This window comes from Gordonia aquimaris, from assembly GCF_026262595.1.
Taxonomy (GTDB): Bacteria; Actinomycetota; Actinomycetes; order Mycobacteriales; family Mycobacteriaceae; genus Gordonia; species Gordonia tangerina.
Window position 1 is genome coordinate 148,327 of sequence record NZ_JAPKFM010000007.1, and the last position, 24,420, is coordinate 172,746.

A 24,420-nucleotide genomic window follows, 5' to 3' on the forward strand; every position below is an offset into this window, starting at 1 on the left:
ACGCCTTTCGCGGGGTCAAAGGCGTTGGGAGCAGCAAGTCGACTCCGGGGTGTCAGCTCACTCCAGCACGAACACCGGGATCCGGCGCTCGGTCTTGGTCTGGTAATCCGCGTACGGCGGATAGGCGGCAACCGCCAGATCCCACCAGTGCTCGCGCTCGGCGCCATCGACCTCACGCGCGGTGAGTTCGCGCACCGTTGTCCCGTCCTGCACCGTGATCTGCGGATGGGCCTTGACGTTGAAGTACCAGGACGGGTGCCCGGGCGCCCCGCCCTTGGACGCGATCATCGCGTACTTGCCGTCTTCCTCGACCCGCATCAACGGGACGTAACGCTTCTTGCCCGATTTCGCCCCGGTGGTGGTGAACAAGACGATCGGGCGGTCCATCACCTGGACGCCGTCCGTGGTGCCCTGTTCCAGGATCTTCTCGGTCTGGTCGCGTACCCACCCCTCGGGGCTGAGTTCTGGTTGATCGCTCATGCCAATCGACAACGTCGGCGTCGCCTTCGTCATTCCACCGGGTGCCGCAGCACGTCAGGACGCCCGGGGCGCGTACATGATCACTGCGACGCCCACGAGGCAGATGGCCGCCCCGGCGATGTCCCAGCGGTCGGGGCGATAGCCGTCGAGCGCCATTCCCCAGGCAAGGGAGCCGGCGACGAAGACCCCACCGTAGGCGGCCAGGATCCGCCCGAAGTTCGCGTCGGGTTGCAGGGTGGCGACAAAGCCGTAGGCGCCCAGGGCAATGACGCCCAGCCCGGCCCACAACAGGCCGCGGTGCTCGCGCACCGCCTGCCAGACGAGCCACGCGCCACCGATCTCGAGCAGAGCGGCGAGGACGAAGAGCAGGATCGACTTGGTGACCGTCATGGCTGTGTTCTATCAGCTGCGCGCCGGGAGGCGAGGTGTGGCGGTCTGACCGGTGTCGGCCGAGCATCACCGACAGCGCGGACACCGCTCGACGAGGTCGACCTGCATCCCGAGCGACACAGCGGCCTCGACGACCCGCGGCCACATACTCGCGGAGTTCAGGGCGAAGTCCTGAGCCCGACCGTCAGCGGCCGAGACGACCTCGACGTGATCGTCGGTGTTCCACAACGCCAGAGCGCGACCGTTGGAGTGGGCGGCGTGGTAGTAGACACCACGCACCTCCCGACGCGCCACGGGCTGGTCCTCGAAGATCGCTCGAGCCCATTCCTGTGTCCGTACGCGCGGATAGTCACCGGTCGCCAGCGACGGAAGAGCGCCGATCCGCATGGCCGCCCCCTCGCCTCGAAGATCGAGCACTGTGATCGACGACGTCGGCTTCACCAGCGCCACCCGGTGATTCGGGCAGACGGCCGCAGCCCGCAGATCACCGAAGACCTCGCCGAATGCCGTGGCCAGAGTGCCGGCCACGTAGAGGATCGATCGATCGTCCGGGCAGTTGCGCGCGGCACCCGACGTGGTCGGGATGTGGTGATCGAGTCGGTAAAGCGGACTGAACGTCCTGTGCGCGGCACCGTCCGACGTGTGTCCGGACACGTGGTAGATCCGACACCAATACCACGGGTGGGCCGGGGTCGGGTCACGCCATCGCCAAGTCCAGGCCCGTCCCCCGCTGACCGGGCGAACGGGTGCCGCAAGGGCGGCTACCACGCCGCCGAGGTGCTGGTGGCCGCGACCGCGATCACGTCGTCGATCCGGTTGGCGGCCAACGCCTGGGTGGGCGTCGCGCCGTCGAGGTCGACGTTGGGGGTGGCTGCCCACTCGGTCAGCGACACCACACCGCCGGGAAACGAGTCCCGTAGCCGTGCCAGCCCGGGGACGAAGCCGCGGGCGCAGCCGGCGTTGAACTGCCACAGCGGAAGCCGCCACTCCCGGCCCTTCTTCAACCCGAGCAGGTCGCCGGCCTTGATGCGGTCGAGTACCGCCTGCTCGGACACCTCGAGCAGGTCAGCTGCCTCGGCACGGGTCAGCGAGTACTCGAGCACCGCCGACCGGGCGGCGAACTGCCGGCGCAGATTCTCCAGCGCCGCCTGCTTGCGTTGCGTCGCCGACGGACCCCGTCCCCACAGGGAACTGTCGAGTTGGTCGTCGCCGGTGACGCTGCGCAGGAAACTGTCGCGGGCGGGTTTGGGAACACTGCTCAGTGTGTCACTCAGAGCCTCCGTGAAAGCGGTCGACGTTGCTCGACCGCGGTGCCCAACTGACGCATTCTCGGCCCGAGACGCCCGCCGGCTCGTGGTGCGGTCGTCACCGGGCGTGGTCGTGGCAGGCATGCCCTCCATTGTATGGACCTACAAGGGCAAAACAAGTAAAACAAGTTGCGAAAGTTTGGGCGCGATCACGGTGCGGAACGCCGCAGCACCGCAACCAGGAAATCGGATTGCGCTGTGAACGGCCGGACATCCCATGCCGACAGCAACACCTCACTCACCAGACCTCCGGCGGCGGCGTCGGCGAGGAACTCGTCGAACGCGTAACCTCGGCCCGCTCCGAAACCGACCACGACGCGCCCGTCGGGCGCGAGATGCTCGGCGAACCGGGCGAGGACCGTGCGTCGGTCGTCGGGGGCGAGGAAGGTGACGACGTTTCCCGCACTGACGATCATGTCGAACGCGGTGTCGATCCCGGCTGCGGGCAGACCGAGTTCGGCGAGGTCACCGACTAGCCAGGTCGGGCCCGGGTAGTCGGTGCGGGCAGCGTTGATGAGCACCGGATCCACGTCGACACCCACCACGGAATGCCCTGCGGCGTGGAGGTATCCACCGAGCCGTCCGGCGCCGCACCCGGCGTCCAGAACATGCGCGCCGCGCCGTACCATGGCGTCGATCAGACGTGCTTCACCGTCGATGTCCTGGCCACGTGCCGCGAGCTCACGAAATCGCTCGCGATAGCGGTGGGAGTGGCCGGGATCTGCGGCGACGATCTCGCGCCACGTGGTCGGTCGGGAGTTCCCGGGTGTCGACGTCACGTCGGCCGCTCCCCCTCGTAGCGTGCCAACCGTGCGTAGAGTTCGCGCATGGTGGTCTCGACGTCGTCGAGGAATGAGTCGACCTGGTCTTCGTTGTAGCCACGTCGGCCTATGGGTGGCTTGGCGAATGCGACGTTGCGGATGTCGTCCGGGGTGAGCACCCGCCCATTCTGGCAAATCCCGCCGGCCTCACGTTCTATCCGGGCTGGCCGGCCGGACGAGGGTCAGCTGCGCTCGTCAAGGGCGTGCCACACCGGCACCGCCTGCTCAGCGCGGATCTGCGAGGCGGTCGTCTTCACCGGCCCGCAGTTCGGCGTGTAGCAGGGTGATCGTCGTCCGGAGGTCGGCGATCTCCTGCCGTAGTTCGGCCGTCTCCTCGCCGGATAGGGCCGGTGCGGCCGAGGCCGCGGTACCGGCGGCCTCGCTCGACTCGGCGTCGGGATCGTCCCTGCGCTGGATGGCCTGCATCGAGTCGACGATGACGGCCAGGAAGAGATTGAGCACGGTGAACGCACTGAGCACGATGAACGGGACGAAGAACGCCCACGCCCACGGGTAGACCTCCATGACCGGCCGGACGATACCCATCGACCAGCTCTCCAGGGTCATGATCTGGAACAGCGTGTACGCCGAGGCACCCAGATCGCCGAACCACTCGGGGAACTTCTCGCCGAACATGCTGGTGGCCATCACCGCGGCGATGTAGAAGACCAGACCCAGTAACGCGATGATCGAGATCATCCCGGGTACTGCGGCGAACACCGCGGCCACCACCCGACGCATCTGCGGGAACGCCGACACCAGTCGCAGAATCCGTAATGCCCGAATGGCGCGCAGCGCACTGCTCGCACCGGAGGCGGGGACCAGTGAGACTGCGACCACCACGAAGTCGAAGATGTTCCATCCCGACCGGAAGAACCTGGGCCCCACCGCGATCAGCTTGCAGGAGATCTCGCAGACGAAGATCGCCAGACAGGCGTTGTCCAGCAGGCTGAGGACCCAATGCCCACTCCCCCGGCCCCACGAAGTCGTCAGCGCACCGAGTACCACGGCGTTGAACGCGATCACCCCGACCACAAACCACTGCACGCGCGGGGATTCGATCCACCGCTCCAGCCTCAGTCGCCAGGGGGCGACGTCGAGATCGTCGTCGGAGATGAACCGGGTATCGGGGCGCTCTATGCGTTTCATGGCCTCATCGAAGAATGCAGCGGCAACGAGGTGCCCTCAGTGCCGGGCTGGGGCTGGACCGGCCGAGCAGAACGCCTGCCGACCAGGGACGACCCTAGCAAGCGATCCGATGGCGACCGTCACGACGTCATCGGATCGCCTCACCGCCGAGCTGCTCGAACGCCTCGACCGCACTGCGGCGGCCGGCACGACGAAGATCCTCGCAGCCAGTCGCTGGGCCCTACGATGACCAAGGTGAGTTGCACCCACCGCCGCCGACCGACCCATGGCCTGCTCCGGTGGCTGTGCACACTCGCGGTTGCCGGCGTGGCGACGATCCTCGCGCCGCCGACCACCGCCCAGGCGGATCTGCCGCGGCTCGTCGGCTGTGCGTGGCCGACGAAGTTCGCCACCGACGCCAACAACATCGCCTTCCCGGATTCGGCGGCGTCGTACTGGGCCAGTGTGGTCCGCATCCCCACCGGTGGCCACGTGGAGATCAGCGGCCGGTATCCGCATGCCCGGTACTTCTCGGTCACCACCTATTCGGCCACGACCCAGTCGGTGGACGGGCTGTATGACACCGCTATCGGCCCCGATGACGGTGGGGTCAACCCGTATCTGCCGGGCGCCGACCGTACCTCGGCGCACCGCGACTTCACCGTGCGGCTCGTGGACGGCGCCGCGCCACGGGCCGGGCGCCCGGACAACACCCTCTACACCACAAGCGCCGACGGACTACGTACCTCACCGCCGGGATTGGCGATCGTGGTCTGGCGCGTCTACGTGCCGGACGACGGTGCCGACCAGGCCGGCGGTGTCCCGCTCCCGAATCTCGTCGCGGTGGAGGCCGGCGGCGCGCGCCGCACCCTCGAACCGTGTCCCGGCGCCGCACCCACCGCAGTGGACACCGGCATCTCCGACCTCGGCCGGGCGCCTACTGCCGCGGTGACCGACCCGGCCGGGACCTACGGCGACGATCCGCCGGGCTGGGGAAAGTTCACCGGGCTCGCGCAGGCGGTCGCGGACGGCGTGGCCCGACGCACCGTCGGCGGCCAGGTCATCGGCCCCCTCGCCGACCGCTTCGGGGATGGCGGCTTCTTCGACAACCCCGACAACAAGTACGTCGTCTCCAACGCGGACGCCGGATTCGGTCCGATACTGGTGTTGCGTGGCCGGGCGCCGACCGCGCCGCGCACCGCCGACGGCACACCGACCATGGGGACCGGCCAGGTCCGATACTGGTCGATCTGCACCGAGGATCTCCCCACCACCGGGTACCTGGGCTGCGCCCACGACGAGGAGATCCCCGTCGACGAGTTCGGCTACTACACGATCGTGATCTCTGCCGTCGACGCCCGCCCGTCGACCGCCACCACCGAATGCGGGGTCACCTGGCTACCGGCCGGTGGCCGTCAGCAGACGATGGTGTTGCTCCGCAACATGTTGCCCGACCCGAGCTTCCCGGCTTCGGTGCAGCGCGCGACCCCCGGACAGGAGAAGGCGACGATGGGGCACTACCTCCCCGTCGGCCGGTACTACCAGTCGGCCGCGGCCTTCGACCGTCTGGGCTGCGGGTCGGCAGGTGTGACGCCGGGCTGGCGGGGCTGACCGCAGCGCGCTGTGGCCCGAGAGACAAGGGGCCCGAGAGACAAGGGGCCCGAGAGACAAGGCCACACAAATACAAAGGAACCCCTCCGACGCTGGTCGAAGGGGTTCCTGATGGTCGGGCTGACAGGATTTGAACCTGCGACCACTTGACCCCCAGTCAAGTGCGCTACCAAACTGCGCCACAGCCCGTTACCCCGCGAGCGGGGCCTTGACGACATTAGCCGACAAGCACCGTTTCTATCCAATCGCCTGGTCAGAGCGCTGCGGAACGATGCTGACCGGATGGACAGATCAGTTTGCCGCGGAGCGGCCTTTGGCGTACATCCAGCCGGCCGTGATCAGGATGGCGCCGACGATGGAGCCGATGATTCCGCTGGCCCGGAAGTTCAGACCGTCACCGGACAGCAGGCTGATGAGCAGGCCACCGACAAAGGAGCCAACGAGTCCGGCAACGATGGCCAGACCCCAGTCGATCCCCTTGGCGCCCTTCCCGAGGATGAGTTGCGCACCCGCGCCGATCAGCATTCCGAACAGGATGATTCCGATGATGAGCACGAGTGGCAGTATCGCATGCCCACCGGCCGTAGCCGTGCACGGTCAGCGTTTGCGGCGTTGCTCGCGCTTGTCGCGCACCCGGACGTTGATCCGCACCGGCGAACCGTCGAAGTTGAACTCCTCGCGCAGTCGACGTTCCAGGAATCGACGGTAGCCGGCCTCCAGAAATCCGGTCGTGAACAACACGAACGTCGGCGGCCGGGTCGCGGCCTGGGTGGCGAACATGACCCGCGGCTGCCGCCCCCCACGCAGCGGTGGCGGTGTTGCGGCAATCACCTCTTTGAGCCAGTTGTTCAACCGGCCGGTGGGAATCCGCTTGTCCCATGACTCCAACGCCCCGTCGAGTGCCGGCACCAGCTTCTGCACGGCACGTCCCGTGCTGGCCGAGATGTTGACCCGCCGCGCCCACGGCACCCGCGCCAAGTCGCGGTCGATCTCCTTGTCCAACTGGTAACGCCGGTCCTCGTCGACGAGATCCCACTTGTTGAATGCGATCACCAGCGCCCGGCCGCTCTCTATGATCATCGACAGCACCCGCAGGTCCTGCTCGGTGATCGGCTCCGACGCGTCGATGAGCAGGATTGCGACCTCGGCCGCGTCGAGGGCGGCGCGTGTTCGCAGCGACGCGTAGTACTCGTGCCCGCTGGCGGTGCGCACCTTGCGACGCAAGCCTGCCGTATCGACGAACTGCCATGTCTCACCGCCGAGTTCGATCAACTCGTCCACCGGATCCACGGTCGTGCCGGCGACGTTGTCGACCACCGAGCGTTCGGCGCCGGCGAGCTTGTTCAGCAACGAGCTCTTGCCGACGTTGGGTTTTCCGACCAGCGCGACACGGCGTGGGCCGCCCAGTGCGGGCGCCTCGCGTGGTGTCGAGGGCAACATGTTGAGGATCACGTCGAGCAGATCCCCTGCGCCGCGGCCGTGTGCCGCCGACACCGGAAACGGCTCGCCCAGTCCCAGCGACCACAGCGTGGCGACATCGGCTTCGGCACGTTCACTGTCGATCTTATTCGCCACCAGCACGACCGGCGTCTTCGACCGGCGCAGCACCCGCGCGACGGCTTCATCGGTACTCGTGGCGCCGACCGTTCCGTCGACCACCAACACAATGGCGTCGGCAGTCTGCATGGCGTATTCGGCCTGGGTGGCCACCGCCTGCTGCAGCCCCTTGGCATCGGGTTCCCAGCCGCCGGTGTCGACCACGGTGAATCGTCGACCCGACCAGCTCGCGGCATAGGACACGCGGTCCCGGGTCACGCCGGGGATATCCTCGACCACTGCCTCGCGACGCCCCAGAATACGGTTGACCAACGTCGATTTGCCCACGTTGGGGCGTCCGACGATGGCCACCACCGGCACCGGTGTGGCGTCGATCAGCTGCCCGTCGGCACCGAGATCGCCGAGCTCCCAATCGGACTCGTCATTCCAGGTTCCGTCACCGGGAAGGGTGAGTTCCTCCCCCACGCCACTGTGTTCGGTCACGACTGCACTCCGATCCGGTCGCGGACCAGGCCGCCGAGAGTGTCGATCACCTGGTCGAGGGTCAGGTCGCTGGTGTCCACGATCACCGCGTCGTCTGCGGGCCGCAGCGGTGATACGGCACGCGTCGAGTCGAGGTGATCACGCCTATTGACGCTGACGAGCACCTCGTCGTAATCGCTCGGTCGACCGGCCGCGACATTCTGCTTGTGCCGACGGACCGCTCGCGCCTCGGGCGTCGCGGTGAGGAACACCTTCAGATCGGCGTCCGGGAAGACCACCGTGCCGATGTCGCGGCCCTCCACCACGACGAAAGCGCCCTGGGCTTCTCGGCGTTGGACCGCGACGAGTTTGGTGCGCACCGCCGGAACCGCAGATACCGCAGACACGGCGTCGGTCACCCGATCGGTACGGATGGCCGCAGAGACGTCGACACCGTCGAGATAACTCACGCAGCCGTGGTCGGCGATGTCGAGACGGATGTCGGCGCCACGCACCACGTCCTCGATCGAAGGCAGGTCCTGCAGCGACACACCGGCATTCAATACCGCAAGGGTGGCGGCCCGGTACATCGCACCGGTATCGAGGACTCGCGCACCCACCCGATCGGCGAGTGCCTTGGACACCGTCGACTTGCCGGTGCCGGCCGGCCCGTCGAGAGCAATCACACGTGTGCCCGCTGCGTCGCCGTGACCCGGAGCGCCGCCGCGCACCGTTGCCTCGCTCACAGTCCGACCGCCTTGTACAACGCGCCGACCTCGTTCTTCCCGAGCACACGCAGACTGCCCGGGCGCTGCTCCCCCAACGCGACAGCGCCGACGTGAGTACGTACCAGCGCGGTCACCGGGAAACCGACCTCTTCCATCATCCGACGCACGATGCGGTTGCGTCCCTCATGCAATGTGATGCGCACCAACGACTGCCCCTCGTGGACCTCGACCGGCGTGAACGAGTCGACCGACACCGGCCCGTCTTCGAGTTCGACGCCGCCCTTGAGTACGCGGCCCAGCGAACGCGGCACCTCGCCGCGCAGCGTGGCCAGATACGTCTTCGGGATCTCATAAGAGGGATGCATCAGTCGGTGCGCGAGCTCGCCGTCGTTGGTGAGCAGCAGCAACCCCTCGGTGTCCGCGTCGAGCCGGCCCACGTGGAACAGCCGTTGCCCGGCCATCACCCGCTCGGCGACGATGTCGCCGACGCAGGGTCGACCCTGATCGTCGGACATCGTCGACTGCCAGCCCTTGGGCTTGTTGAGGGCCAGGTACTGCTTGTCTTCGTCGATGATGACGCGGGCCCCGTCCACCCGGATCACCGCGGTGTCCGGGTCGATGCGCAGGCCTTGTTCGGTGACGATCTCGCCGTCGACCTCCACGCGCCCGGCGGCGATGAGTTCCTCGGCCCCGCGCCGCGAGGCCACCCCGGCCGCAGCGAGAACCTTCTGCAACCGCACACCGTCGCTGACGTAGGTGGCGCCGGATTCGGCGGCCTGGACGTCGACGTTTTGATGTCGTGCAGGTTTGGCGTTGTTGAGCCGCACCTTGCCCGACGTCACGTCGGGTTTCGACGAACCCTTGCGGTGGGTCTTCTTCGTGGAGCCACCCGCGACCTGCGGGTTTCGTTTGGCCGCACCTTTGGCCCCTGCGCCCTTGGCGCCGGCCTTGCGGGTCGTCTTGCCCGTGTTTTGACCGCGCGCCGACTTCTTGCGCGGGCCCGGTGTGCCGTCTCGGCTAGCGGATGCCATGTCATCGATCCTGATCGTCGGTGCCCGAATCGGGCGCCGACCGGTCGTCGACGTCCGATCCGGACGAGATGTTCTCTGTCGAGTCTGACCGGTGAGCACCGAGTTTGGCGAATCGTGGATCCGACGAGATCTCGTCATCGAGGTCGTCGATGACGTCGACGTCGGGAAGTAGCGGAGCCAGGTCCGGGAGCTCGGACAGCGATGCCAGCCCGAGGCGTTCGAGGAACAATTCGGTCGTCGCATATGTGATCGCACTGGTCTGCGGGTCGGCCCCCACCTCGCTGATGAGGCCGCGGGCAACCAAGGTACGGATCACACCGTCGACGTTGACGCCGCGGATCGCGCTCACCCGCGCTCGGGTCACCGGCTGCCGGTAGGCGACCACTGCCAGCGTCTCCAGGGCGGCGCGGGTGAGCTTCGACCGGGCCCCGTCGAGCAACAACCGCTCGACATACGGCGCGTACTCGGCTCGCGTGTAGTAGCGCCAACCGTCACCGGCGTAACGCAGATCCATGCCGCTGTTGGCAGTGGTGAGCTCCTCTGACATCCGGGTCACCATCGTTCGGACGCGGGCCGGATCCTCATCCACCGCCGAGGCGAGTTCCGCCACGGTCGCCGGGGTGTCGACCACCAGCAGAACCGCCTCGAGGGCGGATCGCAGACGAGCATCGGTGAGCGCGGGTTCGGCGTTCTCGGCGAACAGTGCCTGCTCGGTCGCCGGGTCCGCGGCGGCGTCTGTCTGGTCGGTCATCCGTAGTCCTCTGCGGTGTCCATACTCAATTCCTCCACGGTGCGGTCCCCTGTCCAACTGACCCGCAGGTCGCCGAGGGCCTCGGGTTGCTCGAACGCGACGGCCCGCTCGCGGTACAACTCGAGTAGGCCCAGGAAACTTCCGACCACCTCCAGCCCGTCGGCACATTCGACGGTCAGGTCGTGAAAGGTCAGCCATGCACCGGGGTGGGCGGTGAGCAGATCGGCGATCCGGCGGGCTTGTGCGGGAACCGACACCCGATGGCTGTCATGCAGATGATCCAATCCGACCGTCGGTGTGGGGCGGGGTGTGAACGCGGACGCGGCCACACCGGCGAATCCGCGGACGTCCACCCCGAGCGTGACCTCGGGCAACAGCTCCTCGAACTGCTTCTCGAGCGACACCGAACGCGGATAGCGTTGCAGCGCTGCTGCTTCCAGCTCGCCGAACAGAGCGGCCACCTGCTTGTAGGCGCGGTACTGGAGGAGGCGGGCGAACAGCAGGTCGCGCGCTTCGAGCAACGCCAGATCCTCGGGGTCGTCGACCTCTCCGGACGGCAGCAGCCGAGCGGCCTTGAGGTCGAGCAGGGTCGCGGCGACCACCAGGAATTCGGTGGTCTGCTCGAGTCCCACCTCGGCGCCCAGGTCACGCGTGTAGGCGATGAAGTCGTCGGTCACCTCGTGCAGGGCCACCTCGGTGACGTCGAGGCGATGCTGGCTGATCAGGTTGAGCAACAGGTCGAACGGACCCTCGAAGTTGGGTAGGCGCACCTGGAAGCCGGTCGGCTTCTCCTCGGACCCCTCAGGCCCCCCCGTATCCGGTTGACTGGGCGCCGTTTCCGGTCGACTGGGCAGCCGATCGGCGGCGGCCAGATCGCTGACGTCGGCTGCGATGGTCTCGACCGCGGCCGGGTCGGCACCGGGCGAGCCGTCGGTCATGCCGATTCGTCGTCGCGGGCGATGACCTCGCGCGCCAGCGCACGATACGCGTTCGCGCCCGCCGACTTGGGCGCCCAGGAGGTGATCGGTTCACCAGCCACGCTGGTCTCCGGGAACCGCACAGTGCGACTGATCACCGTGTCGTAGACGGCATCGCCGAATACCTCGACGACTCGCGACATCACCTCACGCGAATGCAGCGTGCGGGCGTCGAACATGGTGACGAGAATGCCGCCCAAGGTCAGTCGGGGGTTGAGCCGGTCGCGCACCTTGTCCACAGTGTCGGTCAGCAAGGCGAGCCCGCGCAGGCTGAAGTACTCACATTCCATCGGGATGATGACGGTGTCCGCGCAGGCCAGCGCGTTGACCGTGAGCAGCCCCAGCGACGGCTGACAGTCGATGAGGACGAAATCGTAACGGTCGAGCACCGGATGCAGCGCACGTCCCAATGACTGCTCGCGGCCCACCTCGGTGACCAGCTGGATCTCGGCGGCCGACAGGTCGATGTTGCTCGGCAACAGATCCAGGCCCTCGACACGCGTACGCATCAGGACATCGTCGGTTGCCGCCTGCGGCGGGACGAGAAGGTTGTAGACGGTCTGCTCGAGTTCGTGATGTGGCACGCCGAGCCCGGCCGACAACGCGCCCTGCGGGTCGAGATCCACCAGCAGCACCCGTCGCCCGCATTCCGCGAGGGCGGCGCCGAGGTTGATCGTCGACGTCGTCTTGCCGACGCCGCCCTTCTGGTTGCACACCGCGACGACCGTGGCCGGACCGTGCCGGTCGAGTGGTCTCGGATCCGGGATCTCCCGGTACGGGCGGCCGGTGGGCCCGATCTCGTTGTGGTGCTCGGCGTCCTCGTCCGAGTCGTGCGACGGCGAGACCGGTATGCGGTACTGCTCGTGGGCGGCTGACCGCGGTGCCCCCGGGGTGCTCACGTGTCCGCAGCTCCCTTCATTTTTCTCGACCGCAACGCGTTCCTGCCAGCCTAGTGGGTCGGATGCCTGATCCTGCGGAGCATCGCCGATGGAAAACAGGGCGTCCTGCCGATCGGCGCTCACCGGGCCCGCGGATGGGCCGTGGCGTACACCTCACGCATGGTGTTCACCGTCACCAATGTGTACACCTGGGTGGTCGTCACCGAGGCGTGACCGAGGAGCTCCTGGACCACACGTACGTCGGCACCACCGTCGAGCAGATGGGTGGCGAAGCTGTGGCGCAGCGTGTGCGGCGACACCGCGGTGTCGAGTCCGGCCCGTTGCGCCGCGTCGACGAGCACCTGCCACGCACTCTGCCGCGACAGCCGCCCTCCGCGCACGTTCAGGAACAGTGCCGGTTCCGATCGGCGGACCAACGTGGGACGGCCACGTACGAGGTACGCCTCGAGGGCCTCGACCGCGGGACCACCGACGGGCACCACCCGTTCCTTGCCCCCCTTGCCGCGCAGCCGCACCGCCCGGGCGTCGGTGTCGATGTCGTCGACGTCCAGCGAGGTCGCCTCCGAGATGCGCGCGCCGCAGCTGTAGAGCAACTCGAGCAACGCTCGATCCCGAAGTCCGCGCGGCTGATCGTCGGCACCGGCGGACTCCAGGATCGCCAGCACGTCGTCGACGGGCAGTGATTTGGGTAGCCGACGCGCGGGACGCGGCGGACGCACCGCGTGTGCGACGTCGGTGGTCACGATGCCCTCGGCAGTCGCGAACTTGTGGAACCCTCGCACCGCCACCAGCGTTCGCGCGATGGAGCTGTCGGCGAGCGGACTGAGCCCGGCGTCGGGGTCACCGCGCCGCAGTTCGACGAGGAATTCGCGGACATCATCAGTGGCCACTTCGTCGAGTCCGTCGATCCCGCGTGCGTTCAGGAACTGCTCGTAGCGCGCGAGATCACGTCGGTAGGAGTTGACCGTGTTGGGCGCCGCCCCGCGCTCCACCGTCAGATGGTCCAGATAACGGGTTACGTGCTCGGCGGCGGTGTCGGTGGGCACGGTGGCAGCACTCACCGCGTGGGCCGGCGCTCGCGCAGCGCCGTCGGTTCGTCCGGCCACGGCGCGGTGACCGCACGCAGCGTGGCGCCGCGCGCCTCGGCGGCGGCGACCGCGAGGATCCCGGCGACACTCGTCGCGTTGACGATCTCTCCGGCGAGCACACGGTCGACCGCGTCGTCGAGCGCTACCCATTCCACCGCCATGTCGGCCTCCTCGTCGTGGCGCTCTGCGGTATCGACGACCCGCACACCCTCGGCGAGGTAGAGCCGCAACGCCTCATCGGTGAATCCCGGGGACAGCGCCAGATCGACGAGCACCTGCCAACGGTCGGCGGCCAGATCCACCTCCTCGGCTAGTTCGCGCTGCGCGGCCTCCAGGGGCGTCTCGTCGGGGCCTGCGTCGAGCAGACCGGCCGGAAGTTCCAACAGTCGCCGACCGATCGGATGCCGGTACTGGCGCACCATCGCGATGCGTCCCTGTTCGTCACGTGCCACCACGGCGACCGCGCCGTAGTGTTCCACCACCTCACGTTCGGCGACACGGCCTCCCGGCATCTGCACGTCGTCGACGCGCAGGGTCACGATCGCACCGTCGTAGACCGTGCGGGTGCCCCGCACGGCGAACTCGTGGCCGCCCGGCGCGTCTGGGCCGTCGGCCGCAGCCCTGCCGCTCAAGCGCTGGGTTCCCGGTCACCGACTTCGTCCGCGCCGGCGAGCTCGGTACCCGATATCTCGTCGATCGCAGCAGCATCGTCGGCCGACTGGTCGTCGTAGTCGCCGAGATCGACAGGCAGACGTTCCTCGGCCTTGTATTTCAGGGCAGCCTCGATGAACGAGCGGAACAGCGGATGCGGCCGGGTGGGCCGGCTCTTGAGCTCCGGGTGCGCCTGAGTGGCCACGAGGAACGGATGCACCGACTTCGGGTACTCGACGAACTCCACCAGGTGTCCGTCCGGTGAGGTGCCGGAGAAAACCAGACCCGCCGCCGCGATCTTGTCCCGATAGGAGTTGTTCACCTCGTAGCGATGACGGTGACGTTCGGATACCTCGGTGGCACCGTACGACCGCGCCACGACGCTGCCCCGCTCCAGGTGCGCCGGATAGGCACCGAGCCGCATCGTGCCGCCAAGATCTGCCTCGCCGGCGACCGCCTCGGTCTGATCGGCCATCGTCGAGATCACCGGATAGGGCGTGTCGGGGTCGAACTCGGCGGAGCTGGCACCATCGAGTCCCGCGCTGCGTGCGGCCTCGATCACCACGCACTGCAGGCCGAGGCACAATCCCAGCAGCGGGATCTTGCGCTTGCGGGCATATGCGATCGCACCGACCTTGCCCTCGATGCCCCGGATACCGAAACCGCCTGGGATCAGCACTGCGTGCACGTCACCGAGCGCGGCCTGCGCGCCTTCCAGGGTCGCGCACTCATCGGAAGGCACCCATTTGATCTCGGTACGTGCCTTCCATGCGAAACCGCCGGCGCGGATGGCCTCGGTGACCGACAGGTAGGCGTCGGGCAGGTCGACATACTTGCCGACCAGGGCGACCGTCACCGTCTCTCGCGGATCGTGCACCCGCCGCAGCAGCTCACCCCATTCGGTCCAGTCGACGTCGCGGAACGGCAAACCCAGTTTGCGGACCACATAGGCGTCGAGCTGCTCCCGGTGCAGCACCTTGGGGATGTCGTAGATCGACGGGGCGTCGGGGGTGGAGATCACACCTTCGATCTCGACATCGCACATCAATGCGATCTTCTTCTTGAGCCCCTCAGGGACCTCCCGATCGCATCGCAGGATCAGCGCGTCGGGTTGGATACCGACATTGCGCAACGCGGCCACCGAATGCTGCGTGGGTTTGGTCTTGAGTTCGCCGGACGGCGCCAGATACGGGACCAACGAGACGTGCAGGAAGAACACGTTGTCACGACCGACGTCGTGACGGATCTGTCGGGCCGCCTCGATGAACGGCTGCGACTCGATGTCACCGACGGTGCCGCCGATCTCGGTGATGACGACGTCGGGGGCCTCGCCGTCTTCCCCGGGCTCGCGCATCGCGAGCACCCGGGCCTTGAGCTCGTCGGTGATGTGCGGGATCACCTGAACGGTCTCGCCGAGATACTCCCCGCGACGTTCCTTGGCGATGACGGTCGAATAGACCTGCCCGGTCGTCACATTGGCCGACTGTGACAGGTTGCGGTCCAGGAATCGTTCGTAGTGGCCGACGTCGAGGTCGGTCTCGGCTCCGTCCTCGGTGACGAAGACCTCGCCGTGCTGAAACGGATTCATGGTGCCCGGATCCACGTTGAGATACGGGTCGAGCTTCTGCATCGTGACGCGCAGGCCACGTGCGGTGAGCAGTTGTCCGAGACTCGATGCGGTCAGTCCTTTACCCAAGGACGACGCGACACCGCCGGTCACGAAGATGTGTTTGGTGCCATCGTGCATGTGGCGCAGTGGTCGCAAAATGCGTCTCCCGTCGGCCGATCCAGGCCAGAAAACCCTGATTACCTACGGGACTCCAGGGTAACACCTCGCGGACGGTTCGACTGCCACGACACCGGCTCGGCACCGATCTGCCCTCACGCGGCCGGGCCCGGGGCCGCCCCGACGGTGATCGCCCGGGCGCCTGCCCCGGTGCCGTAGGCGCCGGTCTGCCCGTCGGACTCCTGGGCCAGCGCCAACACCGCCGTGATCAGCCCGGTCTGCTGGTCGACGTTGTCCACGGTCGACACCGCGTTGCCCAACGCCGGATCCGAGCGCACGACCGCGATCGGCGACCCACCCTCGGCCGAGCCTGCACGCCCCACCAGGACACCGCCTTGTCCACGGGCGGCCATGGCCGCCGCGGTCCGGGCCACCAGCTGGCCCTGTGCACCCGCGTCGTCGCCGAGCGCATCGCCGGTCACCACCACGACAAGGTCGGCTCCCGACATCGTCCGGTCGGCTGCGGCGATGAAGCCACCCTCCCGTAGCGCCTGCAATCCGAGCCGGATGTCGGCGGCGTCGGCCGCCGTTCGTCCCTCGGGATGTAACAGCAGTGCACCGAGTAGGTCCCCGACGCGGCCGCCTGAGTCCGTCAGCTCGGCTCGCAGGGTCGTGCCGGCGGGTATGGTCTGATCGACGATGGTGCGCAGTTGTTCCGCGTTCTGATCGGTGACGAGTTCGTCGGTCAATGCGATCTGCCCGGCGAAACGTGCACCCGCCGTCGACAGTGCTTCCTTGACCGCATCGACATCGGTATCCGCGGCGTTCGGTGCGGTCACCACGAGGACCGACTGATCGGCGAGCGCACCGCTGATCAGACGGGGCGCGACCGCCGCGTCGAAGCTGTTGGCGGCGTTGAGCTGTTCGTTCAGGTGATCGCGTTCGGCCTCGAGATCGCCGATGCGGTCCCGGGATGCGCCGGTCAACGAGTTCACCCGGTCTCCGACGAATCCCGATCCCAGGAACAGTCCCAACGCCAGCGCCAGAAAGACCGCGGCGAGGGAGATCGCGTGCTGGCGTAGTGAGATCATCGACTACCTGTTCCACACTCCCTGGGCCCAGTCCACGGCCTGGTGGTATTGCGCTACCGACCAGTCGATGATCTCAGGACCCATGTTGGACAACATGATCGCCGCGATCACGGCGATCAGCGCGGCTAGGATCACGCATGCGATGGCCGCACCGGACACCCGGCTGCGATACAGCGTGGCGACCGCCTTCGCGTCAACCAGTTTCGGACCCACCTTGAGGCGGGTGAGGAAGGTCGACGGATTGCTCTCCCGTCGTGAACGGTCGAAGAAGTCGTCGAGCGTACCCCCGTAGCCGACAGTCACGATCAGATCTGCGCCGTGGTAGTCCGTGAGCAGCAATGCGAGGTCGGCTGCACCCCCGGCGGCTGGGAACGTCGTCGCGCCCACACCGAGGTCCTGGATGCGGGCAAGGCCCGGGGCGTGGCCGTCGGTGTCGGCCGGCAGGACAAGCTGGGCACCCGATTTCAGGGTCGCGGTCTTCATCTCCTCGGGGTCGCCGACGATCAGAGAGGGCTTGTAGCCGGCTTTCATCAGGGTGTCGGCGCCGGCGCCCACCCCGACGAGCACCGGCGAGTACTCCTTGATGAACGGCTTGAGCGACTTGAGGTCGGTGGCGCGGTCGGGGCCGTCGGCCACCACGACCACGTGCCGTCCCGCCAGATTCACATCCACATCCGGGACGCCGACACCGTCGATCAGCAACGGCGATTCACTTCGAATGAACTCGATCGTGTTGCCGGAGAACGCTTCCAGATGATCGACCAGCCCGGTCTTGGCCTCGATCATCATATCGGCGATGTCGTGCTCGGCCAGTTCGGTTCCCATCGCAAGCCTGCGCTCACCGACATAGAGGCGGTTGTTGTCGACGCGCAGCTTCGCGCCGTCCTTCACCCGCTTGAACACCTCATCGCCGACGTTGTCGAGCAATACGATCCCCGAGGCCACGAGAACCTCCGGACCGAGGTTGGGATACCGACCCGAGATCGACGGGGCGGCATTGACCACCGCCACCACATTCGCCTGCACGAGCGCGTCTGCGGTCACCCGGTCGAGATCGATCTCGTCGAGGATGGCGATGTCGCCCGGACCGACACGGTCGAGCAGGCGCCGAGTGTTCTTGTCGATCCTGGCGATTCCGGTGACGCCAGGCAGTTCGGTGGTGGTGCGGGCGAGCAGTGCAGGCATCTTCATGACGCTCATGATCGACACGCGAGACGCTGAAATCGTGGAGGCGCGCCGCAACAATTGCAACTTTTGTCACACGAGCAACATCTGCAACGACTCGTCGGGAGCCGTGGATCGCTACTCCGCGGCGACCGACGTGCGTTCGGTCTCCGCGGTGGCCAGGAGTTCCTCTGCGTGTGCGCGGCCGGTGTCGGAGTCGCCGAGCCCGGCCAACATGCGCGCGAGTTCGGCAACACGCTCGTCGCGATCCAGGGTGCGCACTGTGCTGCTGTGCGGACGGTTCTTGCCCTTGGCCGCGTTCTTTCCGATGACCAGGTGATTGTCGGCGAAAGCCGCCACCTGCGGAAGGTGGGTCACGACGATCACCTGGTGCGCTCGGGCGAGGCGCGCCAGCCGACGCCCGATCTCGACTGCCGCACGACCGCCGACGCCCGCGTCGACCTCGTCGAAGACCATCACCGATCCACTGGTCGGGGCAGCGAGTACAACCTCCAGGGCGAGCATGAGACGGGAGAGCTCGCCACCGGATGCAGATCGCGCGATGGGTAACGGCGTCGCGCCCTTGTGGGCGAGTAAGGAGAACTCGACGCGGTCGGCACCCGATGCACCGGCATGCGCTCGTACGCCGTCGATCTCGATCGCCAGTCGATCGTTGTCGGCGGCCGGCTCGGGGGCGACCTCCACGGCGAGCGCAGCGTCACCCATCGCGAGTCCGCCGAGTTCCGCGGAGACCTTGGCGGCCATAGACTTGGCAGCGGTTCGCCGACGGCGCCCCAGTTTGGCAGCGGCCTCGGTGACCTTGTCCCGGGCAGCCGCGGCGGCGGACTCGAGCTCGGTGATGGAGTGCTGGGGATCGTCGATCTCGGCCAGCCGAGTGGCGGCACTGTCACGCCACGCGATGACCCCGTCGATGTCCGGCGCATACTTCCGGACCAATGATTTCAGGTCTGCCTGCCGGGTCAGCAGTTTGTCGAGTTCCTCGGCGTCGGCGGGCAGGTCGGACAGGAACGCCGACAGCTCCTCGCCGACATCGGTGATCACGGTCAGCGCCTCGCTCACGCGCGGAAGCAGGCCGCGCAGCGACTCGTCGCCGGCCGCTTCGAGCAGGCTGCGCACCTGACCGAGCGCGTCGACAACGGAGCCGTCGTCGCCGGCGACGATCGCGTGCGAGTGCGCACCCGTGGTCCGGATGCTCTCCAGATCGGTGAGCCGGTGGATCGTGGCGGCGAGTTCCGCGTCTTCACCGGGTTGCGGGTCCACCGCGGCGATCTCATCGACACCGAACCGGAGCCGATCGGCCTCCTGGGCGAGTTCACGTTCGTCGGTGCGGCGGGCGTCGAGATCATCGAGAATCCCGATCCACGCCTGGCGAGCGGTTCGATAAGCGTCGACGGCACTGCGCACCGGCGACCCTGCAAAGGTGTCGAGCGCCGCGCGCTGGTGTTCGGGCTTCATCAGTCGGAGCTGATCGTTCTGGCCGTGGATGGTGAGCAGCTGATTGGTCATCCGGCCCATCACACCGACGGGCACCGACCGACCGCCCAGGTGTGCCCGCGAACGGCCGTCGGTGCCAACCGATCGGATGGCGATCAGCGTGCCGTCCTCGTCCACATCGGCTCCCGACGCCTCCAGGATCTCGTCGACCACCGGATCCACCGTCGCGCCTCCGTCGGCACCATCCGGCGTCGCGAGGCGAAACCGACCTTCCACGGTGGCCTTCGCATCGCCGGATCGCACCCGCGACGCGTCGGCCCGCGCGCCCGAAAGCAGGTGCAGACTCGTCACGATCATGGTCTTGCCGGCGCCTGTCTCGCCGGTCAGCGCCGTGAAGCCCGGGTGGAATTGTGCCGACGCCCGCTCGATGACGCCGAGGCCTTCGATCGACAGTTCTTCCAGCACGTCAGGCCTGCCTCCCTCGCCAACCCGTTACGGGCAGATCGAATTTGGTCACCAGTCTGTCGGTGAACGGGTCGGAGTCGATGCGCACCCACAACACCGACCGCTCGCTGCGGACCACCTCGACGCGAGCGCCCGCGGAGACGTCGATCCGGCGTCGCCCGTCGCACAGTGCCACACCGGCGCGGCCACGTTTGTCGATCTCGACCGCGATCTGCGATCGCGGGCTCGTCACCAACGGACGGGCGAAGAGCGCGTGAGCGTTGCTCGGCACCACCAGGATGGCCTCGAGATCCGGCCACATCACCGGCCCACCGGCCGAGAACGCATAGGCCGTCGACCCGGTCGGGGTCGCCACCAGCACGCCGTCGGCACCGAACGCGGAAACCGGACGCCCGTCGACCTCCGTGACGAGTTCCAGCACGCCGTTGTTGGTTCGGTTGAGGATGGCGATCTCGTTGAGGGCCCAGGTCCGCACGACCGGCGCATCGGGTTGAGTCGGGTCTATCACCGCCACATCGAGGGTCATCCGCGGTTCCACCCGGTAGTCACCCGCGATGAGCTGCTGCATGACGGCATCGACACGATTGGCCTCCGCCTCGGCCAGAAAGCCGATGTGGCCCAGATTGATACCCAGCACCGGAACCTGTGCCGGATAAGCCAGTTCGGCAGCACGCAGGAAGGTGCCGTCGCCACCGAGGACGATCACCACCTCACACCCCTCGGCCGATGCCGGTTCCGGTGTGGTCACCCGGACCGCGGCTCCGAGATTACGCAGATGTTCGGGATCGACCGGATGACTCGTCGGCCGTTCGCGGCCGGGTTTCGTGGGAGCGGGTTCATCGGCCGCGTGCCGCGTGTCGTAGTCGACGACCCGCAACCGCACATCGGCGGCAGCACAGTGTCGCGCGATGGCATCCATCGTCTGTGTGACGACCTCGCGACCGGTGTGGGCGACCACCAGGAACTCCCGATGCTCCCCTCCGCCGGCGACCTCCTCGTTGGCCACAGTGGTCCCTTCGTCTGTCAGCGCGGCCCGTCCGCGACGGCCCGGGTGATCATCTCGATCAGTGCGGTGTCGATGAGCTCTGGGGCGTCGGGCCCGGACACGATGGCGTCGTCGGCACCATGCGTCACGTCTGTTCGAACTCCGACCCTATCGCCAGCCACCGGGTCGGCGCCGGGCCGGTGGGTGTCGGGTCGGTCGCCCGCTGCGGCAGCTCCGGGTCGCTGCGCATCTTCCCGACGCAACCAGAGGAAGTACTCGACGTTTCCCGACGGCCCGGGCAGGGGGCTGGCGACCACGCCGCGGGTTACGAGGCCGAGATCGCGGGCGGTACGCGCCACACCGACAACCGCGTCGACACGCTGTTGGGGATCCCGCACCACGCCACCTGCACCCACCCGGTCCTTGCCGACCTCGAACTGCGGTTTGACCATCGGGACGAGATCGCCACCGGCCCGGACCGAACGAGCGAGTGCCGGCAACACCAGCCCGAGTGAGATGAACGACAGATCGGCCACCACCATGTCGACCGCACCGCCGATGTCCTCGGGGTCGAGATGGCGCACGTTGGTACGGTCGTGCACCGTCACCCGCGGATCGTTCTGCAACCGCCACACCAGTTGTCCGTAGCCGACGTCCACGGCGACGACGTGTTCCGCGCCGCGCCGCAGCAGTACGTCGGTGAACCCACCGGTAGAGGCGCCGGCATCCAGACAGCGCCGGCCACGCACGGTCAACCCGGATGGTTCGAATGCCTCCAGAGCACCCAACAGTTTGTGGGCACCGCGAGACGCCCAGTCCTCACCGACGGTGTCGGCCACCACGATCGGCGTGTCACGGCCCACATTGGTTGCCGGCTTGGCCGCGAGCACACCGTTGACCTTGACCAACCCGTCGGCGATCAGCGTCCTCGCCTGCTCGCGCGACCGGGCCAGACCGCGCCGGACGAGCTCGGCGTCAAGTCGTGCACGTGGCGCCACGGATCAGTGCCTCATCGAGGATCGACATCCTCGAGCGCTGTGGTGAGCACGTCGTGGGCGCGTTCGAGTAAGTCGGCCTGTTGCCCGAGCGCGGCCAGATCGAAGCGATCGCCGGTTGCTCGTCGGATCTCATCGACCTGCTCGAGGATCGCGCCGACGGCACCGGTCACCGACGCAGGGTCCCGCGTTTCGCTGGTCTCATCAGCTGCAATCGTGGAGCCGACAGCGCGCGGCATCATGTTCGGGGCCGGGCGGGGCGTAGCGGCCCGGTGTCCGTCGGCGCTCTCCAGGTGGGGTTCGGTCATCGCGGCTCCCAGGCTATCGCACGGCCTTGACTCCGACCGCTTCCAAGACACTCAACACGTCGGAGTCCGGGCTGGTCACGGACAACTCGGAGAGATCGAGCGCCCCTTCGTCGGCAGCCGACCACACCGCCCACGCGAGCGCAGGGAGCACACTGCGGGGCTCACCCCTCCCGGTCGACCTGACCGTGACGACGGTCCCGTTGATCGCAACGTCCCATCCGTCGTGGGCACCGATACGCACGGTGTCCGCCGCTGCGAAAAGGTCCGTCAGATTCCCGACGACATACGTCGGACGCTGTTCGGGGGGCGCGTTGAGCAGATCGGTCGCCGAGCTCACGCCGGTGAGCACCAGGACGCTGTCCAGGCCGACGGCATGCGCCCCTTCGATATCGGTGTCGAGGCGATCACCGACGACCAACGGCCGAGTCGCTCGGCTGCGGGCGATGGCGTCGGCCATCAGCGGCGCTGCGGGCTTACCGGCCACCAGGGGTTGTTTACCGGTGGCATTGGCCACTGCCGCGACCATCGAGCCATTGCCGACCAGCTTGCCACGTTCCGACGGCAGCGTGGCATCGGTGTTGCAGGCAATCCAGAGGGCGCCGGCGTCGATGGCCAGTGCCGCTTCGGAAAGCTCGGCCCAACCAGTCTGCGGAGAGTGCCCCTGGATCACCGCTGCGGGACGATCGGCCGCACTGCGGGTGACCGCGATACCGACTTCGCGGACCTCTTGGGCAAGGCCGTCGGTACCGATCACCAGTGCACGTGAACCGGGCGCAAGATGTTCGGCCAGCAGTCGGGCCGCCGACTGCGCGCTGGTCACCACCTGGCCCGAGGTGGCCTCGAACCCCAGGTCGGTGAGGTGGTCGACCACCTCGGCAGGGCGGCGACTCGCGTTGTTGGTCACGAAAAACCGTGCGGTGTCGATCTCGCCGAGGGTCTCCCGCGCGCCGGGTAGTGCACGATGCCCCGCGTAGACGGTGCCGTCGAGGTCGAGCAGAAGTGCGTCGTAGCGCGCCACCAGCGAGTCGGCCGCGGGCTGCGATCCGCTCGGCTCCGACACCCCCTCCGTGGCAGGCTGATCCACCGGACCGGCCGCGGCGGCGACCCGCATGTCGGCGGCGACGTCGGGCTCCGCTGCCGCCGACTCGTTCGTCACAACGGTCTCTCCGAGCTCTCCGGCGTGTGACTCGGGAGTCATCAAATCGCCTTGCCGACTGACGACCGCTTCACGCTCGACCTCGCCACCGCCGACCCGGTCGCTGTCGCTCGGTTCCTTCACGGTCTGGACATCCGGTTGGTCGCCGGGGTCGCCTTCGGCGAGCGCCACCAGCCGCAATTCGGCGTCAGTCACGTCCTCGACGTCTGCCGCAGCTGCGTTCATGAACCAGGTAACTGCGTCATCGGCGCGATCCGCGGCGAGCAGCGCAGATGCGTAGGCGTAGTACAGGCGGGCGACCGGCGTGCCGGCCCGACCGGGCGAAAGATCCTCGTTCTGCAGGGTGACGACGGCCTTGTCGGCCTCTCCGAGGTCGATGCGCGCGCCGCTCTCCACGATCCGCATCTCGGTGCGATCCTCACCGGTCAATGCCTGCCCGTCGTCGCTCCGAGCGATCTCGATCGCCCGTGACGGTCGACCCAGGCCACGTTCGGCGTCAGCGATCAGGGGCAACAAACCCGGGTTACCGGTGATTCGGCGAGCTGCACGGAGTTCGGAAACCGCTTCCTGCCATTCACCGGCACTGTAGGCGGCGATGCCCAGGGTCTCACGAACCAACCCGACCCGGCCGGCACGACGGCGCGCGGCCCGGGCATGTAGGAGGGCGGCTGCCGGATCGTCGGCGAGCAGACGGGTCACCATCACCAGGTGCCGTGCCACGTTCTCCGCGTTCGTCTTGTCCAAAGTGAGCAGATCTCGACGAACTTCCGAGTCCAGATCCGACGCGGCGACGTCCTCGGGCAGCGCCGGTTCATCTGGCCGGCCAGCCGAACCGGTCCCCCGGGTCCCACGATCCGAACGTGCCGAACCCCGGTTACCGCCGTCCCGTCGTGACGCACCCTGTCGGCCGTATCGATCCTGAGCGGCCTCTCGGCGGGGCGCACCATCGCGACGAGCACCCCCGTCGCGGCGGTCACCCCCGTCACGACGCTGTCCGGCATCACGACGTGGGGTACGGTCACGGTCACTCATAGCCAGCCAATCTATGCCTCGGAGTCTTTCGGGTGGTCGGTTCTCACGGGACCATCCATGTTCGCCGATCCCGCAACGAAAAGAGTACGGATTCGGCGTTCAAACGCCAACGGCCCTGTATTCGAAGTGGTATCGAATACAGGGCCGTAGCTCAAATTGTGC

24 protein-coding genes, 1 tRNA gene and 1 pseudogene are annotated in these 24,420 nt (G+C 67.6%); 1 reads left to right on the plus strand and 25 read right to left on the minus strand.

Translation table 11 applies throughout. The features are described from left to right. Positions 1–57: 57 nt before the first annotated feature. The 7 genes and pseudogenes from OSB52_RS09595 to OSB52_RS09625 all read right to left on the minus strand — a co-directional run bounded on the left by OSB52_RS09595 (position 58) and on the right by OSB52_RS09625 (position 4,147). The gene (locus OSB52_RS09595) at positions 58–480 is read right to left on the minus strand and encodes a nitroreductase family deazaflavin-dependent oxidoreductase (RefSeq protein ID WP_266061476.1); all 423 of its coding nucleotides are present in this window, start codon (positions 478–480) and stop codon (positions 58–60) included. Between the two features lie 54 nt (positions 481–534). Continuing rightward, positions 535–870, minus strand: coding sequence for a YnfA family protein (locus OSB52_RS09600; protein WP_235724260.1), 336 nt, complete (start codon positions 868–870; stop codon positions 535–537). Positions 871–936: 66 nt separating this feature from the next. Beyond that, a complete protein-coding gene (locus OSB52_RS09605; RefSeq protein ID WP_266061477.1) occupies positions 937–1,524 on the minus strand; it encodes an RES domain-containing protein in 588 nt (195 codons plus the stop codon). A 107-nt stretch (positions 1,525–1,631) separates the two neighbouring features. After that, a complete protein-coding gene (locus tag OSB52_RS09610; RefSeq protein WP_266061478.1) occupies positions 1,632–2,261 on the minus strand; it encodes a helix-turn-helix domain-containing protein in 630 nt (209 codons plus the stop codon). A 65-nt stretch (positions 2,262–2,326) separates the two neighbouring features. Beyond that, complete coding sequence (locus tag OSB52_RS09615; RefSeq protein WP_266061479.1) at positions 2,327–2,956, minus strand: class I SAM-dependent methyltransferase; 630 nt, start codon at positions 2,954–2,956, stop codon at positions 2,327–2,329. Between the two features lie 38 nt (positions 2,957–2,994). Further along, a pseudogene (locus tag OSB52_RS09620) lies at positions 2,995–3,117 on the minus strand (DivIVA domain-containing protein); the annotation flags it as partial. A 106-nt stretch (positions 3,118–3,223) separates the two neighbouring features. Then, the gene (locus OSB52_RS09625; RefSeq protein ID WP_266061481.1) at positions 3,224–4,147 is read right to left on the minus strand and encodes an ion transporter; all 924 of its coding nucleotides are present in this window, start codon (positions 4,145–4,147) and stop codon (positions 3,224–3,226) included. A gap of 234 nt (positions 4,148–4,381) precedes the next feature. Here OSB52_RS09625 and OSB52_RS09630 point away from each other — a divergent pair, with 234 nt between their 5' ends. Beyond that, entirely contained in the window at positions 4,382–5,737 is a 1,356-nt protein-coding gene (locus OSB52_RS09630; protein ID WP_266061482.1) for a hypothetical protein, read from the plus strand. A 112-nt stretch (positions 5,738–5,849) separates the two neighbouring features. Here the strand turns inward: OSB52_RS09630 and OSB52_RS09635 are convergent. From OSB52_RS09635 to OSB52_RS09720, 18 genes are all read right to left on the minus strand, one after another. Beyond that, a tRNA-Pro gene (locus OSB52_RS09635) sits at positions 5,850–5,926 on the minus strand. A gap of 102 nt (positions 5,927–6,028) precedes the next feature. After that, positions 6,029–6,292 carry a GlsB/YeaQ/YmgE family stress response membrane protein gene (locus OSB52_RS09640; RefSeq protein ID WP_235724266.1) on the minus strand — a complete coding sequence of 88 codons (264 nt, stop codon included), beginning with the start codon at positions 6,290–6,292 and terminating at the stop codon, positions 6,029–6,031. A gap of 42 nt (positions 6,293–6,334) precedes the next feature. Beyond that, on the minus strand, positions 6,335–7,777 hold the full coding sequence (der, locus tag OSB52_RS09645; protein WP_266061483.1) for a ribosome biogenesis GTPase Der: 1,443 nt from the start codon (positions 7,775–7,777) through the stop codon (positions 6,335–6,337). Continuing rightward, positions 7,774–8,502 carry a (d)CMP kinase gene (gene cmk / locus OSB52_RS09650; protein ID WP_266061485.1) on the minus strand — a complete coding sequence of 243 codons (729 nt, stop codon included), beginning with the start codon at positions 8,500–8,502 and terminating at the stop codon, positions 7,774–7,776. The genes der and cmk overlap by 4 nt, the downstream gene beginning before the upstream one ends. Further along, complete coding sequence (locus tag OSB52_RS09655) at positions 8,499–9,515, minus strand: pseudouridine synthase (RefSeq protein WP_235724269.1); 1,017 nt, start codon at positions 9,513–9,515, stop codon at positions 8,499–8,501. The genes cmk and OSB52_RS09655 overlap by 4 nt, the downstream gene beginning before the upstream one ends. A gap of 1 nt (position 9,516) precedes the next feature. Continuing rightward, positions 9,517–10,266, minus strand: a complete 750-nt coding sequence (scpB, locus tag OSB52_RS09660; RefSeq protein ID WP_266061486.1) for an SMC-Scp complex subunit ScpB — start codon at positions 10,264–10,266, stop codon at positions 9,517–9,519. Continuing rightward, on the minus strand, positions 10,263–11,204 hold the full coding sequence (locus OSB52_RS09665) for a segregation and condensation protein A (protein ID WP_266061487.1): 942 nt from the start codon (positions 11,202–11,204) through the stop codon (positions 10,263–10,265). The genes scpB and OSB52_RS09665 overlap by 4 nt, the downstream gene beginning before the upstream one ends. After that, complete coding sequence (locus OSB52_RS09670) at positions 11,201–12,142, minus strand: ParA family protein (protein WP_235724272.1); 942 nt, start codon at positions 12,140–12,142, stop codon at positions 11,201–11,203. Before OSB52_RS09670 ends, OSB52_RS09665 begins: the two co-directional genes overlap by 4 nt. Positions 12,143–12,261: 119 nt before the next feature. After that, a complete protein-coding gene (xerD, locus tag OSB52_RS09675; protein ID WP_235724288.1) occupies positions 12,262–13,188 on the minus strand; it encodes a site-specific tyrosine recombinase XerD in 927 nt (308 codons plus the stop codon). An 11-nt stretch (positions 13,189–13,199) separates the two neighbouring features. Beyond that, entirely contained in the window at positions 13,200–13,862 is a 663-nt protein-coding gene (locus OSB52_RS09680) for an NUDIX domain-containing protein (protein WP_266061488.1), read from the minus strand. Continuing rightward, on the minus strand, positions 13,859–15,628 hold the full coding sequence (gene pyrG / locus OSB52_RS09685; protein ID WP_235724274.1) for a CTP synthase: 1,770 nt from the start codon (positions 15,626–15,628) through the stop codon (positions 13,859–13,861). Before pyrG ends, OSB52_RS09680 begins: the two co-directional genes overlap by 4 nt. A 134-nt stretch (positions 15,629–15,762) precedes the next feature. Then, complete coding sequence (locus tag OSB52_RS09690) at positions 15,763–16,698, minus strand: copper transporter (protein WP_266061489.1); 936 nt, start codon at positions 16,696–16,698, stop codon at positions 15,763–15,765. A gap of 3 nt (positions 16,699–16,701) precedes the next feature. Then, complete coding sequence (gene steA / locus OSB52_RS09695; RefSeq protein WP_235724276.1) at positions 16,702–17,889, minus strand: putative cytokinetic ring protein SteA; 1,188 nt, start codon at positions 17,887–17,889, stop codon at positions 16,702–16,704. A 111-nt stretch (positions 17,890–18,000) separates the two neighbouring features. Then, positions 18,001–19,782, minus strand: a complete 1,782-nt coding sequence (recN, locus tag OSB52_RS09700; protein WP_266061491.1) for a DNA repair protein RecN — start codon at positions 19,780–19,782, stop codon at positions 18,001–18,003. A gap of 1 nt (position 19,783) precedes the next feature. After that, positions 19,784–20,788 carry an NAD kinase gene (locus tag OSB52_RS09705; RefSeq protein WP_266061492.1) on the minus strand — a complete coding sequence of 335 codons (1,005 nt, stop codon included), beginning with the start codon at positions 20,786–20,788 and terminating at the stop codon, positions 19,784–19,786. Between the two features lie 17 nt (positions 20,789–20,805). Beyond that, positions 20,806–21,765 carry a TlyA family RNA methyltransferase gene (locus tag OSB52_RS09710; RefSeq protein ID WP_235724279.1) on the minus strand — a complete coding sequence of 320 codons (960 nt, stop codon included), beginning with the start codon at positions 21,763–21,765 and terminating at the stop codon, positions 20,806–20,808. An 11-nt stretch (positions 21,766–21,776) separates the two neighbouring features. Beyond that, positions 21,777–22,070 (minus strand): hypothetical protein, encoded by a 294-nt coding sequence (locus OSB52_RS09715; protein ID WP_266061493.1) that lies wholly within the window; start codon positions 22,068–22,070, stop codon positions 21,777–21,779. Between the two features lie 13 nt (positions 22,071–22,083). Then, positions 22,084–24,258: an HAD-IIA family hydrolase gene (locus OSB52_RS09720; RefSeq protein WP_266061494.1), complete on the minus strand. Its 2,175-nt coding sequence runs from the start codon at positions 24,256–24,258 to the stop codon at positions 22,084–22,086. Between the last annotated feature and the right edge of the window lie 162 nt (positions 24,259–24,420).